The organism is Gordonibacter urolithinfaciens, from assembly GCF_900199375.1.
Classification (GTDB): domain Bacteria; phylum Actinomycetota; class Coriobacteriia; order Coriobacteriales; family Eggerthellaceae; genus Gordonibacter; species Gordonibacter urolithinfaciens.
Window position 1 is genome coordinate 2,242,466 of record NZ_LT900217.1, and the last position, 16,669, is coordinate 2,259,134.

The 16,669-nt window shown below is 62.4% G+C and carries 14 protein-coding genes; 12 read left to right on the forward strand and 2 right to left on the reverse strand.

All coding sequences use genetic code 11. The features are described from left to right. Positions 1–5: 5 nt before the first annotated feature. Positions 6–1,610: a cytidylyltransferase domain-containing protein gene (locus tag BN3560_RS09660; protein WP_096228656.1), complete on the forward strand. Its 1,605-nt coding sequence runs from the start codon at positions 6–8 to the stop codon at positions 1,608–1,610. Between the two features lie 29 nt (positions 1,611–1,639). Further along, positions 1,640–2,683, forward strand: a complete 1,044-nt coding sequence (locus BN3560_RS09665; protein ID WP_096227882.1) for an N-acetylneuraminate synthase family protein — start codon at positions 1,640–1,642, stop codon at positions 2,681–2,683. A 724-nt stretch (positions 2,684–3,407) separates the two neighbouring features. Here the strand turns inward: BN3560_RS09665 and BN3560_RS09670 are convergent. Beyond that, positions 3,408–3,641 (reverse strand): helix-turn-helix domain-containing protein, encoded by a 234-nt coding sequence (locus BN3560_RS09670; RefSeq protein ID WP_096227883.1) that lies wholly within the window; start codon positions 3,639–3,641, stop codon positions 3,408–3,410. 118 nt (positions 3,642–3,759) lie between these two features. Next, positions 3,760–4,662, reverse strand: a complete 903-nt coding sequence (locus BN3560_RS09675; protein WP_096227884.1) for a LysR family transcriptional regulator — start codon at positions 4,660–4,662, stop codon at positions 3,760–3,762. Positions 4,663–4,864: 202 nt separating this feature from the next. Here BN3560_RS09675 and BN3560_RS09680 point away from each other — a divergent pair, with 202 nt between their 5' ends. The 10 genes from BN3560_RS09680 (at position 4,865) to BN3560_RS09725 (ending at position 16,655) form a co-directional block, all read left to right on the forward strand. After that, the gene (locus BN3560_RS09680) at positions 4,865–5,932 is read left to right on the forward strand and encodes a DMT family transporter (RefSeq protein WP_227115617.1); all 1,068 of its coding nucleotides are present in this window, start codon (positions 4,865–4,867) and stop codon (positions 5,930–5,932) included. 305 nt (positions 5,933–6,237) lie between these two features. After that, positions 6,238–6,678, forward strand: coding sequence for a phasin family protein (locus tag BN3560_RS09685; RefSeq protein ID WP_096227885.1), 441 nt, complete (start codon positions 6,238–6,240; stop codon positions 6,676–6,678). A 43-nt stretch (positions 6,679–6,721) separates the two neighbouring features. Continuing rightward, positions 6,722–8,374: an ABC1 kinase family protein gene (locus BN3560_RS09690; RefSeq protein ID WP_087191288.1), complete on the forward strand. Its 1,653-nt coding sequence runs from the start codon at positions 6,722–6,724 to the stop codon at positions 8,372–8,374. A 159-nt stretch (positions 8,375–8,533) separates the two neighbouring features. Continuing rightward, positions 8,534–9,793: a helix-turn-helix domain-containing protein gene (locus BN3560_RS09695; RefSeq protein WP_096227886.1), complete on the forward strand. Its 1,260-nt coding sequence runs from the start codon at positions 8,534–8,536 to the stop codon at positions 9,791–9,793. A gap of 641 nt (positions 9,794–10,434) precedes the next feature. Further along, positions 10,435–12,855, forward strand: coding sequence for a molybdopterin-containing oxidoreductase family protein (locus BN3560_RS09700; protein ID WP_161959441.1), 2,421 nt, complete (start codon positions 10,435–10,437; stop codon positions 12,853–12,855). Next, positions 12,855–13,379 carry a 4Fe-4S dicluster domain-containing protein gene (locus tag BN3560_RS09705; protein ID WP_096227888.1) on the forward strand — a complete coding sequence of 175 codons (525 nt, stop codon included), beginning with the start codon at positions 12,855–12,857 and terminating at the stop codon, positions 13,377–13,379. The genes BN3560_RS09700 and BN3560_RS09705 overlap by 1 nt, the downstream gene beginning before the upstream one ends. A 75-nt stretch (positions 13,380–13,454) precedes the next feature. Beyond that, entirely contained in the window at positions 13,455–14,432 is a 978-nt protein-coding gene (nrfD, locus tag BN3560_RS09710) for an NrfD/PsrC family molybdoenzyme membrane anchor subunit (protein WP_096227889.1), read from the forward strand. A gap of 57 nt (positions 14,433–14,489) precedes the next feature. Next, positions 14,490–15,116, forward strand: a complete 627-nt coding sequence (locus BN3560_RS09715; protein WP_096227890.1) for a TorD/DmsD family molecular chaperone — start codon at positions 14,490–14,492, stop codon at positions 15,114–15,116. A 158-nt stretch (positions 15,117–15,274) separates the two neighbouring features. Next, the gene (locus BN3560_RS09720) at positions 15,275–15,703 is read left to right on the forward strand and encodes a GntR family transcriptional regulator (protein WP_087191241.1); all 429 of its coding nucleotides are present in this window, start codon (positions 15,275–15,277) and stop codon (positions 15,701–15,703) included. A gap of 25 nt (positions 15,704–15,728) precedes the next feature. Beyond that, positions 15,729–16,655, forward strand: a complete 927-nt coding sequence (locus BN3560_RS09725) for a slipin family protein (protein WP_096227891.1) — start codon at positions 15,729–15,731, stop codon at positions 16,653–16,655. Positions 16,656–16,669: the final 14 nt, after the last annotated feature.

A 16,669-nucleotide genomic window follows, 5' to 3' on the forward strand; every position in this document is an offset into this window, starting at 1 on the left:
CGACAATGAGCATCCTTGCTGTCATTCCTGCACGTGCGGGATCGAAGGGCATTCCCAATAAGAACATACGCTTGGTGGGAGGGCGCCCGCTTGTGTACTATGCTATTAGAAATGCACTTGATTCCGAGTTCGTTACCAATGTGGTTGTGACGACGGACTCCCCTGAAGTGCGCATCATTGCTCAGCAGATGGGTGCACGGGTGCATTGGAGGGAGGCTGCACTGTGCACCGACGACGTGGCGCTCGATGCGGTGGTGGCAGATGCGGCATTCGAGGGCGCATGGGACTGGGTGGTCACCATGCAGCCAACATCACCGACGCTTACGACTGCGACGCTGGACTCTGCTATTCGGCGTGCGATTGACGAAGACTTCGATACTCTCATTTCTGTTGTGAACGATCCGCGCCTTTCGTGGGGAGAGAATGCTGAAGGGGGCATAAGCCCGAACTATGCCGAGCGGCTGAATCGCCAGTGGCTACCTGCTGACTATGCGGAAACCGGGGCATTTGTGATCTCGCGTGCCTCTGTTGTGACGCCGCAGACGCGTATTGGCGAAAAGGTAGGTGTGTTCGAGGTGCCGTCTGGTGAGGGGATAGATGTGGACACGTTCGACGACCTGCGATGCGCGACTGCGCACTTGAGGCGTGAAAGCGTTGCCATCTATGTGAACGGCAATAACATGCGTGGCATCGGGCATATCTATCGTGCTCTTGAGATGGCAGATGAGTTCTATTCAAAGCCCGATATCTATTACGATGTGAACCAGACCGATCCGATTGTGTTTGGTCGTACCGCCCACGAGCTCATCGGTGTGGACGGTATCGCTGATCTGTTCGAACGCTGCCGCAACAAGGACTACACTCTTTTCGTAAACGATATACTTTCCACTTCCATTGACTATATGATCGGATTGCGCTCCGTAGTTCCCGAGGCGAAGATTGTAAATTTTGAGGATGATGGAGAAGGGGCTCTTAAGGCCGACCTTGTATTCAACGCTCTCTATCATGATGATGAATTACCTCATGTTAAAGCGGGTGAGAGGTATTACATCTCGTCGAAAACCTTTCTATTCTACCATCCTATCGAGATCAAGCAGAGGGTAGAGCGTGTGTTTGTGTCATTTGGGGGTGCCGACCCGCAGAACTATTCAGACAGGCTGCTCGCCATTGTCGCAGGGGACGACAAGTACGAGGATGTGGATTTCACCGTAGTGCTTGGACGCGCGAAGCACAATGTCGATGGGTTGTTGGAATATAACTCGCTGCCGAACATTGAGGTCCTCTACGACATGGCCAACATGCCAGAGCTCATGAGCGCGTGCGATGTGGCTGTTACCTCTCGTGGTCGAACCGGCTATGAACTTGCGCTCATGGGAATCCCGTCCATTGCGATGGCTCAGAACAAACGAGAGGAGAAGCATGGCTTTGTTTGCAACGAGAACGGTTTTACCTATCTGGGTTTAAATCCTCCCGATGAAATTCTGAAATCGAATCTTGATATGTACTTAACGTTATCGCGCGAAGCGCGCCAGCGTTTCCAGGACATGCTGCTTTCCCACGATCTGCGTAATGGCCGCAGGCGCGTCATGGGCCTTATAAATAGTCTTTAAAACCGCATCCAAATGACGGAAGGAGCGAAATGAGAGCCACAACCCCGTATCTGATCGCCGAGATGGGTGTCAATTTCTATGACACTGCGAAGGTTGAGGGGATATCTCCCGTAGATGCTGCCAAGCGCTACATCGACGGAGCGGCGGAGGCGGGTTGCGACTGCGCAAAGTTTCAGTCCTACAAGGCGGAAACCATCGTATCGAAGGACTCGCCGGCTTATTGGGACATCACCAAAGAGCCTACTAAGACCCAGTACGAGTTATTTCAGAAGTATGATTCGTTCAACGAAGCCGAGTTTGCAGAACTTTGCGAATATGCACACTTCAAAGGGATGGACTTTACCGCTACGCCGTTCGACTATGCCAGTGCTGACTATCTAGAACGTTATGTCGACTTCTATAAAATATCGTCGTCGGATGCGTCGAACCTTCCCTTTCTCGAGCATGTTGGTTCAAAAGGAAAGCCCGTGGTGCTAAGCGTGGGGGCGAGCTGGTTGTCGGAAGTGGACGAGGCTGTGCGGACTTTGGAGCGTTCGGGTTGCACAGACATTACGATCTTGCATTGTGTGCTGAGTTATCCTACGGACCCAGCTAATGCGAACTTACGTGTAATCGAAACACTTGCCCAAGACTTTCCGAGGCATAAGGTGGGGTATTCGGACCACGTGGCACCCGACTCCGCCATGCAGGTGCTTTCTGCGGCATATCTATTGGGAGCGCAAGTGATCGAGAAGCACTTCACGTTGGATAAAGGTCTTTCTGGCAACGACCACTATCATTCGGGTGATATCGCCGATTTTAAGCATGCGGTTGAAAACTTCCGACTTATCGATAGTGTGCTGGGGAGCGCAGACAAGGTAGTGTTGCCCTGCGAGGAGGAGTCCCGTCGTGAGGCTAGGCGCTCGCTGGTGCTGACACGCGATATGTATACAGGCGAGGTTATAGGTGTGGACGACCTGATGCCCAAACGCCCGGGTACAGGTATTGCGCCCGCCTTTGTTGACGTGATAATTGGGCGGACGGTGAAGATGGATCTTGCAGAGGACACTGTTCTTACATGGAATATGGTGTAGGTTGATTCGACTTGAATGAGATGGTATTGATTCTATGTTGAGTGAGGGGCTGTGCTGCGGAGGGATTTTGCCACTAGCTTCGTTCAGTTGCCCTTACTCGGGTTTTCGGCAGTATGTTACTGGGACGGATCGGGTACGTCCGCATGTTATGTCTGTAATGGCAGAGGGAAGTTGCAAGGTGTTTGGCCGTATCAATCCATGAGAGCGGTGGCGAACAGCCCGATCTCGTTGTCGTGGTGCTTGGCGTAGTCGGGGTTCCGCTCCACGGGGAAACGGTAGCTGTTGTCTCCGAATCCTATCTGTTTGAGCGCCTTTTTAAAGTTTGCACAGTGCTCTGAATCTTCTCGATGTTTCGACTTCTGCTTGGAAAGGAAGTCGTTTCCAAGCTGCTCGATGGTGCTTGCATGTGCCTCTTTGGACTTGACGCGGTATTGCCGATTTGAGTTGGTGAATTAGCTGCTCGGTTTTCTCCGTCGCTCCGTACAGCACGCCAAAGGTGTCGGACGCGCCAAGGCCCTTTTCGCTCGATACTGCCTTCAGTGATGAGTGGGTGTCGTGCACATACGAGAACCCTCTGAGCGGCTTATCAGCTAGGAGGTCGGCGAGCGGTTGCTACCCCCCCCATGTCATTATGTCAGCGAAAAAGTGATAATTTCATTGCGGGGTGGTTTTCTCGATGTTTGGCTGGCTGCTCGATGGTTGGATTGTTGGGCTCGGCTGAAACCTACCTCTCCCCAAAGAACTCCGAGTCGAAAAACTCCGCCAGCGACACGCCGAGGCCTTTGGCTATCTTCTCCAGGTTGACCGCTGCCACGTTGCGCTTGCCGGTCTCCACCTCGCCGAAGTAGGAGCGCGACATGCCTATGAGGTTGGCGAACTCCTCCTGGCTCACCCCGCGCTCGGCGCGCAGCTCCTTGATGCGCAGGCCTATCTTGCTCCGGATGTCGTAGTCGCTCATGCCGCCCCTTTCGCCTTTTCCTCCCATGATTCCCTAAGGCCCGCTATAAGTTGACTCGCTATGGGCGGCATTCTGCGGGGTCGGGCGAATCGGGAGAACGTGCGGGAGGGGAGCGCCCCTAGCGGCTCGGAGGCGCGCCCTTGGCGCGCTCTTCCCCAACCCAAGCCTGCGCAACCTCCACGAACGCCCTCGCTGCGGCGCTGGCCTCTTCGCCTGGGCGCAGGCAGAGGGCTATCTCGCGGTCGACGGGAACCTCGGGCGGCAGGGCGGCCAGGGGGAAGGGGGCGTTCTCGAGGATGAGTGAGGACAGGACGCTGAAGCCCAGGCCGGCACTTGCCAGCGACATGGCGGCATAGTCGCTCACGATGGAGAACCTTACGCGCGGTTCCACGCCGTTTGCGCGGAACACCCCGTCCATCTCCGACGAAGCTCCGCTCTCCAGCCTGATATAGGGCTCGCTGGACAGGGCCGAGGTGGGGAAGAAGGGTGCTTTCGCCAGCGGGTGGTCGGGCGCCACGGCTACGAGCAGCGGGTCGCGAGCGAGAGGCACGGTGCGCAGGTTCAGCCTGACGGGCAGCACGGCGAAGCCAACGTCGTAGTCGCCCCTCCATACAGCCTCCTCGAGTTCGGCCTGATCGTCGATGCAGGCCAGGTCGAGCTCGACGGAGGGGTGCAGGAGCCCGAACTTCTTGGCAATGCCGGGGAGCCATTGGATGGCCGTGCTGGTGAACGTGACCACGCGCACGTTGCCGCCCTCGAGATGGTGCAGGTCGGCCGCGCGGGCATGCAGCCGGCGCTCGGCATTGCAGACGTCCTGGACGAGCGGTGCCAGGTCCGCCCCCTCGGCAGTGGGCCGTGCGCCCCCGTAGTCGCGCACGAGCAAGGTGGTGTCCAGCTCCTTCTCCAGCGAGTTCACCAGGTAGCTCATGCCGGCCTGCGTATAGCCCAGCTCTCGCGCGGCCTCCTTGAAGCTGCCGGTCTCCAAAACTTTCAGGAACGCCTCGTATTTCTGGTTGGCCATGGTTTTCGATCCCCTTCGTAAAGCTGTGATCGGTAGTAACAAGAAATACTTTCAATTGTATAAAGAAAGTCTCGTTTTACTTTCAATTGGACTAAGCATACCATAGGTGCAATCCGGAACAGAGACCGAGGGCCCTGCCAGGCGACAGGGCGTTGCTCTGCGCTGTCCAACGACAGGGCGGAAACAAGAGAGGAGGCGGGACGTGGCGCGCATCATGGACATACGCGGGATATGCATTGCGAGCGTCGTGCTGCAAACCGTCATCTTCGGCTCCGGCAGCGCCTTCACGAAGCTCGCCTACGAGAGCATCTCGCCCCTTTGGGCGCTTGCCATCCGCTTCGGGCTGGCGTCGGCGGTGTTCGCCGTGCTGTTCGGGCCGCGCATCGTGCGGGGGCTGCGCGGCGCGCGCTTGGGCGACTGGCTGCCGGCGGCGCTGTGCATGGCGGTGTCGTACATCTCCTGCAACGTGGCGCTCGACCTGACCACAGCCACGAACGTGGGGTTCCTCATGGCGCTTCCCGTGGTGTTCACGCCCATCTTGGCAGCCGTGGTGCTGCGCCGGCGCTACCGGCTGGTCCACTTGCCGTTCCAGGCGGCGGTCGTGGGCGGGCTGTACCTGCTGTGCTCGAGCGGCGGGTCGTTCGCGTTCGGTTGGGGCGAGCTCTGCGGGTTGCTCACGGCTGTGTCGCTGGCCGGCGCGCTCGTGTTCGGCGAGCGGGGGCTTGCGCGCATGGACGTGGTCACCGTGTCGGCAACCCAGATATTCGCGACGTTCGTGTTCTCGCTGGCCGGCGCGCTGCTGTTCGACCGGCCGCTCGACGTTGCGGCGGTGCAGCCCCTCGCGTGGGGAACCGTGGCGTTCCTGGCGCTGGCCAGCACGTGCCTGACGTTCGCGCTCCAGAACATGGCGTTGAAGCGGCTGCCGTCCGCCACCGTGTCCATGCTGCTCACGGGCGAGCCCATCTTCACGGCGCTGTTCTCGTGGGGCGTGCTCGACGAGACGCTTTCCACGGCGGGGCTTGTGGGCGCGGCCGTCATCGTCGTGTGCGTGGTGGCGGAGACCTGGGTGGACGGGCGTCTGGACGAGAAAGCCGGTGCAGCAGAAGGGGCTGCGGCGGATGCGCTTCCCGCGACAGCGCCTGCGCCTGCCTTCGGCGGCGAGCCGGCGTCGCTGGGCGAGCCCGCCTATGCGGCTGCCACGTCGGTGCGCGGGGCGGTGGCCCTGCCTGCGGCGTTCGTTCCTCCGCATCCGGCATACGAGCAGGAATGACGGTCTTCCGGCAGCGAGGCCCGCGCCAAAAGATGCGGGCCTCGCTGCCGGAAAGAGCGGTGCGGGGCGTCCGGCCGGAAAAAGCCCTGCGGGCGCCCGGCGTGCGACCGTAGAAGGCGCTCCGGTCGCGAAGGACCGAGCCGTCCTGCACGCAGGCCGTTTCAGCTGCATCTTTCCCCGGCGTTCTCTTTTCCCTACAAACCTCCGCCGCTCATTGCCCTTTTCGCGGATTTGGTGCATCATGGTTCAAAGAGCCCGACAGCGCTGCGGCGCAGCGGGCTGAACCGCGACGAAGGAGGCTTCTCATGGCTACCATAGGCGACGGATTCAAGGACATCTTCCTGGCGGGCATCGGAGCGATGGCCATCACCGCCGAGAAATCGAAGGACCTGGTGGACCAGCTCATCTCGAAGGGCGAGCTCACGGTGGACCAGGGCAAGCAGATCAACACCGAGCTCAAGCACAAGGCCGAGGACGTGGCCAGCACGCTGCGCTACGACGCCCTCGAGGCCCGCATGGCCGCCATGACGCCCGAGGAGCGCGCGGCGTTCGCGGCCAAGGCGGCCGAGATCGCCGCGAAGCAGAGCGCGCAGGCGCCGGTCGCAACGCCGGCCGAGGGCGCCCCTGCAGCCAAGGCCGAGGTGGGCGACGCCTCTCCTGTGGAGACGTCGGCCGCGAAGTCGGCCGCGGTGGAGATCCCCATCGAGGGCGGCTCGCCTGCGTCTCCCCAGACGCCCGGCGCGTAGCCGCGGCCCTGCGCGCGTTCGAGAGAGGCGCCCGCCCATGGCCATGGCCGACAACACGCTGCTCAAGTACTTCTTCAGCTCCGGCGCGGAGATCGATCCGGAAGGGCGGTTCAATCTCAGCCGCAAGACGCGCACGCGCCGGCTGAAGGAGATCTACTCCATCCTCCAGAAGCACCATTTCCTGCGCGGCTTCTCGCCGGAAGAGTTCCGCGCCATGCTGGAAGACCTGGGCCCCAGCTTCGTGAAGATCGGCCAGACGCTGTCCACGCGCTCGGAGATCCTCCCGAAGGCCTACTGCGACGAGCTGGCAAAACTCCAGATGGAGTGCGATCCGCTGCCGTTCGACCAGATGCTCGAGGCCCTCGACGACATCTACGGCGAACGTCAGGGCGACATCTTCGACGCCATCGATCCCACGCCGCTCGGCAGCGCGTCGCTTGCGCAGGTGCACAAGGCGCGCCTCGCGAACGGCGATGTCGTGGCGGTGAAGATCCAGCGGCCCGGCGTGAAGGCCACCATGGCGCTCGACATCGACATCATGCGCATGGTGGCGCGCCAGGCGTCGCGCTTCATGAAGGACGACCAGATGCTCGACCTGCGCGACGTGGTGGAGGAGCTGTGGGCCACGTTCCTCGAGGAGACGGACTTCCAGCGCGAGGCGGCGAACCTCCAGGAGTTCGCGCGGCTGAACAAGGACGTGGCGTTCATCGACAGCCCGCACGTGTACCCGGAACTTTGCGGCGAGTACGTGCTGGTCATGGAGTACATCGACGGCATACCCATCCTGGCGACCGACCGGTTGCGGGCCGCCGGTTACGATCTGGAGGAGATCGGCGAGAAGATCCTCGATAACTACGCCACCCAGATCCTCGATCACGGCTTCTTCCACGCCGACCCGCATCCGGGGAACCTCCTTATCCGCAACGGGAAGGTCGTCTACATCGATCTGGGGATCATGGGACGCCTGTCGCCGCACGACCGCGCCGGGTTCGGCAACATCATCCAGGCCGTGGGCATGCAGAGCGCTACCGAGCTCAAAACGGCGCTCATGTCCTTCGCCATCGCGAAGGACAACGCGGCCATCGACCACACGCGCTTCCTGGCCGACCTTGACCTCCTGCTGGAGGACTACGGCTCGTGCGACGTGGCCGACATCGACATCGGCATGTTCCTGAACGACATCCTCATGCTCACGCGCTCGTGCAAGGTCACGCTGCCGTCGTCCATCACGAGCGTGTCGCGCGGGCTGGTGACGCTGGAGGGCACCATCCTGCCGTTCATCCCGAACGAGAACGTGGTGTCCATCATCAACGCGCACATCCAGCGCACGAAGGATCCGGCCGAGGAGCTGGCAGGGGCCATGGAGGACCTGGCGCTGGCGCTGCGCTCGTCGGCACGCGGCTCGATGGACGCCGCCCAGTACTCCGGCGAGGCATTGAAGATGCTCACGCGCGGCCAGCTGAAGGTGAACACCGAGGTGCTGGGCAGCGAGGCGCCGCTCTCGCATCTGGGAAAGATCGTGAACCGGCTGACCATCGGCATCATCATCGCGGGGCTGTTCATCGGCTCGAGCATGCTGTCGCTCTCGAGCATGGAGCCGCGCCTTTTGGGCGTGCCGGTGCTCGCGTTCTTCGGTTACCTGGGCGCCGCGATCCTGTCCCTCTGGGTGGTCGTGGACATCGCACGGAAAAAGTAACGGGCGCCTTTCCTGTCTTTAGCCAACGTTTTACCAGATCAGATAGCCCGCAACCAATAATTGCGGAAAAATCCAACTGGAAGCGGTCGCGCGGCGATTCCCGCAACCGTACCCTTTTGAGTACGCTATGATGAATGAAACGAGAAAGGGTTCGGAACCATGAACGTCGAGATCGCCCAGCGCCTGTCGGCGCGTCGCAAGCAATCGGGACTGTCGCAGGAAGCGCTCGCGGAGAAGCTGGGCGTGTCGCGCCAGGCTGTGTCGAAGTGGGAGCGCTCGGAGTCGTCGCCCGACACCGACAACCTCATCGCGCTCGCGCAGCTCTACGGCGTGTCGCTCGACGAGCTGTTGTATGTGGACGACGAGATGCGCGACGACGTGGCGTTCGAGGCCGTCGACCGCGCTGCCGAGCGCGCGGCGGCTGCCGACGCGCCGAAGCCGGCATCGGGAACGGATGCAGGCGCGGCTCCAGCAGCAGGAGAGGGCGCCTCGGATAAGCCGGGAACCGACGGGGAGGCGGACGGTACGGCGGCTCCGGAGCCTGGATCCGCCGACGGCAAGGAGTCCAAGGTGCGTATCGGGCTGGGAGGCATCCATGTGCTCGATGGCGACGACTACGTGCACGTGTCATGGCGTGATGGCGTGCACGTGAAGGATTCCAAGAAGGGCGACGAGGTGCATGTGGGCTGGAACGGCATCCACGTGAAGGAAGGATCCGTTGCGAGCGTGCAGGGCGCGTGCGAAGGGGACGCCGCCGAGCCCGGTGCCGACGCGAAGAGGTCAAGCAGTCGCTGCACGCTCGAGGACGACGACGGCAGCCAGGTGGTCATCGACGACGACGGCGTGGTCATCAACGGCGAACGCTTCGACAGCTGGCGCGACGCGAACGAGCGCTACGGGTACGGGCACATCCACGAGGAGCGCTGGAACGAGCCCTGCGGCTACACGGTGAACGGGGAGCGCTTCGACACGCTTGACGATGCGAAGGCCAAGTACGGCCCAGAGGTGGGCCGTACCATTCCCGTTCGCAAGCATTACCTGCGCGCGTTCGAAAAGGAGTGGGTGAAGTTCCCCTATCCGCTGGTGATAATCGTAGTGTACCTGCTGTTGGGCATCTTGAACGGCGCATGGGGCGTGGGGCTGTTCCTGTTCCTGACCGTCCCCGTGTACTATATGGTGGGCCACGCCATCGGGCGCCGGCGTATAGCGCCGTTGGTGTCGGGCGTGTATCCTATCGCCGTGGTGGCATGGTTTTGCTATATGGCGTTCCTGCTGAACCAGCCGCATCCCGCCTGGGTGGCGTTCCTCACCATCCCGCTGGTGGAATGGCTCGTGCACAGCCTTTCGCGCTGGTGGCGCATCCGCAAGAGCGAGCGCGCGGCCGCGAAGAACGCGCCTATCGACGTGGAGCCGCAGTAGGGGAGCGGGGGGACGTTCTGCGCCGATCTCGCTTGCGAGTGCAAGGAGCGATTGCGGAAGAATCGTAACAAAGGCTCCGCTGCCATTGCGGCGTTGCGCCGCACGCTGCTATACGAGATGACAGCAGCGCTCGCTTCACCGGGTGGTGCCGGTCATTTACTTAACCCGGGGGCGTTTCGTCGCGTTCCCGGGTTTTTTCTCTGCCCTCTTTTCCCATTCGCCTTATCTGGTGAGCACTTTGATCGCGACCAAAAGAATCCAGATCGCAACCTGAACAATAGTCGCCGTTGCGGCAAGTCAAATACGTCCCATCAAGGCACTTCGCTTTCGTCGGGGCACCATCCGGCAGGCAAACGCTGCTGCTGCCGTCATTCTGGCAAGCGAGACGGTTGGCACACCCTCATTTTATCCTTAAAATAGAACAATATGACTCCTTAATAAAACCATTAAACTATGGTACTATGACAATAGTTCAATAGGACAATGATAGGCATTCTAATAAGGAATGCCGTCGAGTCCGTTCCGGGGAGGCGCGTTGTGGGGACGCGTGCGAGAAGCGAAGGGGGATGGTCTATGCGACAACCTCTCATCTGCTATTTCAACATGGAGAACGCGAGAGAACGAGGAATGGGGAGGAACGAATGAATAGTGATGCTACGTTTTCGCGGCGAACGTTTCTGAAGGGGACGGCTGCCCTCGGTGCGATGGCGGCGCTCACCGGCTGCGCGAGCCAGGAGGCGCTCAAACCGAGCCCCGCCGGCGAGGCCGGTGTCGCATCCGGTGAGGTGCAAGTCCGCCACAACTGGTGCCAGATGTGCGGTCCGGCGAAGACGAAGTGCTCGACGCTTTGCTACGTGAAGGACGGCAAGTTCACGAACGTCGAGGGCAATCCCGAGGCTGGCAACAACTACGGTGTGGGCAGCAGATCGCTGTGCTCTAAGGCGAACGCGGCCGTTCAGGTACCCTATTCGCCGCTGCGCATCATGTACCCCATGAAGCGCACGGGTGAGAAGGGCGAGGGCAAGTTCGAACGTATCACCTGGGAGGAAGCGCTCGACATCATCAGCACCAAGCTGCTCGAGACCAAGGAGAAATACGGCCCTGAGTGCTTCGCTGCCCTGTCACCGCAGGAATTCGCGGTACAGGGAACGATTGCCCAGCGGTTCCTAAACGTGCACGGCACGCCGAACTACATGCACAGCTCCATCTGCATGACGCAGCGCACCTGGGGCGCGCAGGTGACAGTGGGCGGCAAGGCGCTGAATGCCGTGACCCCCATCGGTCCGGGCGAGATGGACAAGACGAAGCTGTACGTCAACTGGGGTGAGAACCTCGAGAACTCCGCGTGCAACCAGGGCGGCCCCTTCAAGCGCGTGGACAACAAGCAGAAGAACGGTATGAAGATCATCGACATCCGCCCGATGCTCGATCCGCTGGCTTCCAAGGCGGACGTGTGGGTTCCCGTACGCCCCGGCACCGACTGCGCACTGGCGTTGGCCATTCTCCACGTCATCATCGGCGAGGACTTGTATGACCACGACTTCTGCAGTAACTGGGTTAACGGCTTCGACAAGCTGGCTGAGCACGTCAAGCAGTTCCCGCCCTCCTGGGCGTCTCCTATCACGGGCGTACCCGAGGAGCAGATCTACGAGGTCGCCCGTATGATGGGCACCATCAAGCCCATGGGTATCGGCTTCGGCAACGGTGTTGGCGACCAGGCGAGCGACGGTACGTCCACCATCCAGGCCATCTGCTCGATCGAGGCCATCACGGGCAACATGGGTATCGCGGGAGGCGGCAACAAGGGCAAGGTCCTGCCTCCCTCGCTGATCAAGACCAAGCCGTTCGACCGTCTCTCCGACCGACTGCCCGAGAGCGAGGAGGACAAGGCGAACGGCTGGCACCCCGGTGCGAGCAAGCTGGTCGCTCCCGAGATCCCCCGTTGGTACCAGGGCCCGCACTCGTGGCACTGCGGATTGACGAGCGCGTACTTCAAGGGCATCATGAGCGTTTTGACGGAGAAGCCCTATCCGATTCGGTGCCTGCTGGCGCAGTCGACCAACCCGCTCTCGGCGACCCGCCAGCCCCAGAAGGTGGTGGAGGCGCTGAAGAAGATCGAGTTCTACTTCGTGATGGACACTACGTGGAACTCGTCGTGCAACTACGCCGACGTGGTTCTCCCCGCTTTGACGCACTACGAGACGAGCGACCAGTTCAACGTGAAGAACATGGCTGGGGGCACGGCCATCGGCATCAACCAGGGGGTCATCGAGCCCATCGGCGAGGGTCGTTCCGACTGGCGCTTCTACTGCGACTTAGCGGTAAAGATGGGCTATGGCGAGGATTTCTGGAACGGCGATTTCGACCAGAACCTGCGCGAGCAACTCGAGCCGTCGGGCATCTCGCTGGAAGAGTTGCGAGAGAAGGGCTGGATCTTCGTCGAGCGCACCGACGGTGCCAAGCCGAGCGACCCTCCGTACAAGGATTACGCGAACATGTTCGCGAGTCTGCCGAACGGCAAGGTGCAATGCTACAACGAGCTGATTGGCGGCAAGCCCGACACGCTCGACATGGGCACCATCGGCTACCTGCCCGAGTACGTTGGACCCACGGAGAGCGTCGCGAGAACGCCTGAGCTTGCGCAGGAGTATCCGATCGTATTCTCGGACGTCCACGCGTATCGTCTGTGCAACCACAGCTACTATCAGGACCTTCCCTACACCCGCGAGCTGCAGAAGTTGCCGTGGGCGAAGGTCAACCCTGCCACGGCAAAGAAGTACGGGATTGCGAACGGAGAGTGGATGAAGATTGAGTCTCCCCATGGCTGGATCAAGCTGACAGCCGAGTACTTCGAGGGCATTGCGCCAGATGTGATCATGGCGAAGCGCGGTTGGTGGCAATCATGCGAGGAGCTCGGGCTCCCCGGGTACGATTTCCTCGATGGCGGGTGCGAGGCCAACGTCCTGTACGACGGGACTCCGGAGAACTTCGACCCGTTCACTTCCTCCATGGGCAAGCAGACGCTCGTGAAGATCAGCAAGCTCGAGGGAGGGGATGAATAATGGCCAAGCAATACGGCTTCTATATGGACACCGAGCGCTGCATCAAGTGCTGGGCGTGCGAGATCGCTTGCAAGCAGTGGAACGGCATCAAAGCAGGAACCATTGCGCGCCGCAAGGTGCACGAGGTGACGAGCGGCACCTTCCCGAACGTCACGCGCACGTTCGTGTCGATGTCGTGCATGCACTGCGGCGAGCCGGCCTGCGCGAAGGTGTGTCCGGCGGGCGCCATCACGAAGCGCGGAGAGGACGGCATCGTGGTGGTGGACAAAGAGAAGTGCATCGGGTGCCACTACTGCTTCTTCGCCTGCCCGTTCGGCGTGCCGCAGTACACCGACGAGGGCATGGACAAGTGCGACTGCTGCATCGGCAACGGCGTGGAGCCCGGCGACATGCCCCACTGCGTGGCCACGTGCCCGACGCAGGCGCTGCAGTTCGGCACCATGGACGAGCTGGCCGAAAAGGTGGGCGACAAGAAGGCCAGGCAGATGGCGGCCGACGCGAAGCCCTCGGTCGTCGTGTCGTGAAAAAGCGGTGCCGAGAGCGCGGGGCTGCGTGTCCCATGGCGCTCTCGGCCGACATGACGGAAAGGAAGAACGACCATGGTTGAGTTGCAGACGACCTGGAGCTGGCTGCCGGCGATATACCTGTTCCTCGGCGGTTTGGGCGCGGGCGCGTTTCTGACGGCGTCCATCTTGCGCCTGGCGAAGCCGGGGCGATTCAAGAAGACCGTGACGGGAGGCGTGTGGACGGCCGTGGCGGCGCTGGCCATCGGGTTGCTGGCGCTCGTGTCCGAGGTGGAGAAACCCTTCCAGGCCATGATACTGTTCAAGAGCTTCGTGAACGGCTCGTCGTGGATGACCGTCGGCGCGTGGCTGCTGCTGGTCACGTTCATCGTGTTCGTGCTGAGCGCGCTGTTCACCACCGACAAGATCGCCGACTGGCTGTCTTCGGCGTGCAAGCCCCTCGGACAGGCGCGCGCGGGCATCAACAAGGTGCTCGCGGTGGTCGGCATCCCGCTTGCGCTCGCGGTAGCGGTGTACACCGGCGTGCTTCTGGGCGCGGCGCCCGCCATCCCCCTGTGGGGAACGTGGCTGCTGCCGGCACTGTTCACCGTGTCGGCGCTCGACACGGGCGTGGCGGCGGTGTCCATCTTCGCGGCCGTTATTGACCGCGACGAGGGCATCGAGCGCGTGCGTGCGACGCTGGAGAAGGCGGTTGTCGGCTTGGTGGTGCTGGAGGCTGCGGTGCTCGCCGCCTTCGTGATCAACATGCAGGGCGCCGGTACCGACGAGGCCCGGGCGATCGGGCTGCTCACCGAGGGCGCGCTGGGCGTGCAGTTCTGGCTGCTCGTGGTGGCCGTGGGGCTGGGGTGCCCGCTCATCGCGGCCATAACCCAGCTCGTGGCGTCGAGGCAGAAGGACAAGATCGGCCCGGCCGTGCCGGTGGGAGGCGCCGCGTGCGCGCTCATCGGCGGGTTCACGCTGCGTTTCGTGGTGCTGGCTGCCGGCCTGCATGCCGCGCTCGTCAGCCCCGCGGCGCTGCAGGCGGTGCAGGGCGCGCTGATGCTGGTTTCGTAAACGACGGTTCGATGGGGGCGCCCGCTTCGGTGGGCGCCCGCGAGGGGGAGGGCGATCATGGACATGCGCGAACGCAACGCCGAGGCCGAGGCTCGGGAGCTCACGTACTCGTTTCTGTCCCATCTGTTCCTCGAGGAGGTGTCGGAGGATTTCCTTGCGCGGCTCGCCGAGGAGCCGCCGTCGCTCGAGGGCGAGCTCGGGCGCTACGCGGCCGGGCTCGCGGGCGCGAACCTCGCGGCGGCGCGCACGGAGGCGGCAGCGGAGTTCGCGGCGCTGCTGCTGAACATGTCGGCCGATCCGGTGTTCCCTTACGAGTCGGTGTACACGAGCGCCGAGCACCTGCTCATGCAGCGCTCGCGCGACGAGGTGCTCGCGGCGTACCGGGCTCAAGGGTTCGAGCGTTCGGGAGATTTGAACGTTCCCGAGGACCACGCGGGCATAGAGCTGGCGTTCATGGCGCGCCTCTGCCGCAAGGAAGCCGATGCGCTGGCTGCCGGCGACGAAGTTGGAGCCGAGGCTGCACGCGAGACGCAGCGGGTGTTTCTGCGCGACCACGTGCTGGCCTGGTTTCCGCAGCTCTGCGCCGATCTGGAGAAGCGGGCGAAGCGGGGTCTTTACCGGGGCCTCGCCGAGACCGTGCGCCAGTTCCTTGCGTTCGAGCGCGAGGAGCTGGGCGTCGGGTAGGGGCGTCGGCCGCTCACGGCGGCCGACGCCCCTACCCGCGGGCTCCGCGCGGCCGGCCTTCCCTCCCTCCCGGGTCGGCCGTGCGGGGTCTCGCGCTTTGCGGCCCCGTGCGGCAAGCGGGGCGAGGAATGCTATCATATGACGATACTACTTGGCGAATGAAGGTGGGGGACTATCCGAGCGTGAGCGCCGCCAATCAAACCGTGCAGATCACCATAGACAGCGACAGCGGCATCCCGCTGTGGCTCCAGTTGCGCAACCGCTTGATCTACCTGATAGCGTCCGGCCGGTTCAAGGCGGGCGACAAGCTGCCAACGGTGCGCGAGCTGGCCGTTGACCTAGGCGTCAACTACAACACGGTGAGCAAGGTGTACCAGGACATCGAGCGCGACGGCTATATCGTGTCCAAGCGCGGCAAGGGCACGTTCGTGGCAGAGCGGGGTCCCGCCGAAGCCGAGGCGGCCAAGTCCGAGGTTGATTTTTTGGCCGACGAGTTCATCCGCCAGTGCCGCGAGCTCGGCGTGCCGCGTCAGGACATCGCCGATTTGGTGGCGGGGAGGCTCGCAGCGGCGGACGAGACGGAGTGAGCGACGGAGAGGCGGAGGAGCGACGATGGGACTGTTCAGGCGTAACCGGATCGAGCACGACGCGCAGGGCGAGCGGAAGGTTGCCGAGACGGAGCTCGAGGCCAACGAGGCCTCTCGTGGCGGCGTGTACCTGTTCTTCCTCGTCATGTTCGCCGTGGGCTTCCTCGTGCCGTTCCTGCTCACGTTCGCGTTCGTGTCGCCGCTGACCATCGCTGCGTCGGCGGCGGTCGGCTTCGTCGTGGCCACTTCGGTTCGCATCGCGCCGCAGTGGGAGCGCGTGGCCGTGCTGCGCTTCGGCCGCTTCAACCGCATCGCGGGCCCGGGCATCTACTGCTGCATCCCGTTCGCGGAGTACGCGGCCATCCACGTGGACCAGCGCATTATGACGGCCTCGTTCTCCGCCGAGGCCGCGCTCACGGCCGATCTCGTTCCCGTCGACGTTGACGCCATCCTGTTCTGGATGGTGTGGGACGCCGAGAAGGCGTGCCTCGAGGTGGAGAACTATCCGAAGGCCGTGCTGCGCTCGGCCCAGACGGCCATGCGCGACGTCATCGGCCAGCTCAACCTTGCCGACATATCCATGCGACGCAAGCAGATCGACCGCGACCTCGAGGAGATATTGGGCAAGAAGTGCGAGCAGTGGGGCGTGACCGTCATGTCGGTGGAGATCCGCGACATCATGATCCCCAAGGAGCTGCAGGATGCGCTGTCGAAGGAAGCCCAGGCCGAGCGCGAGCGCAACGCCCGCATCATCCTGGCCGAGGTGGAGAAGGACATCTCCGAGATGTTCGTGGAGGCCGCCGAGGTGTACGACCGCAACCCCCGCGCCATGAAGCTGCGCGCCATGAACCTGGCCTACGAAGGGGCGAAGGACTCGAAGGGCGTGCTGCTCGCGCCCAGCGCGCTGGCGGACGGGTTCAACATCGGCCAGCGGGCAGGAGGGGGAGAGTAGCGCGGCGGCTCTTT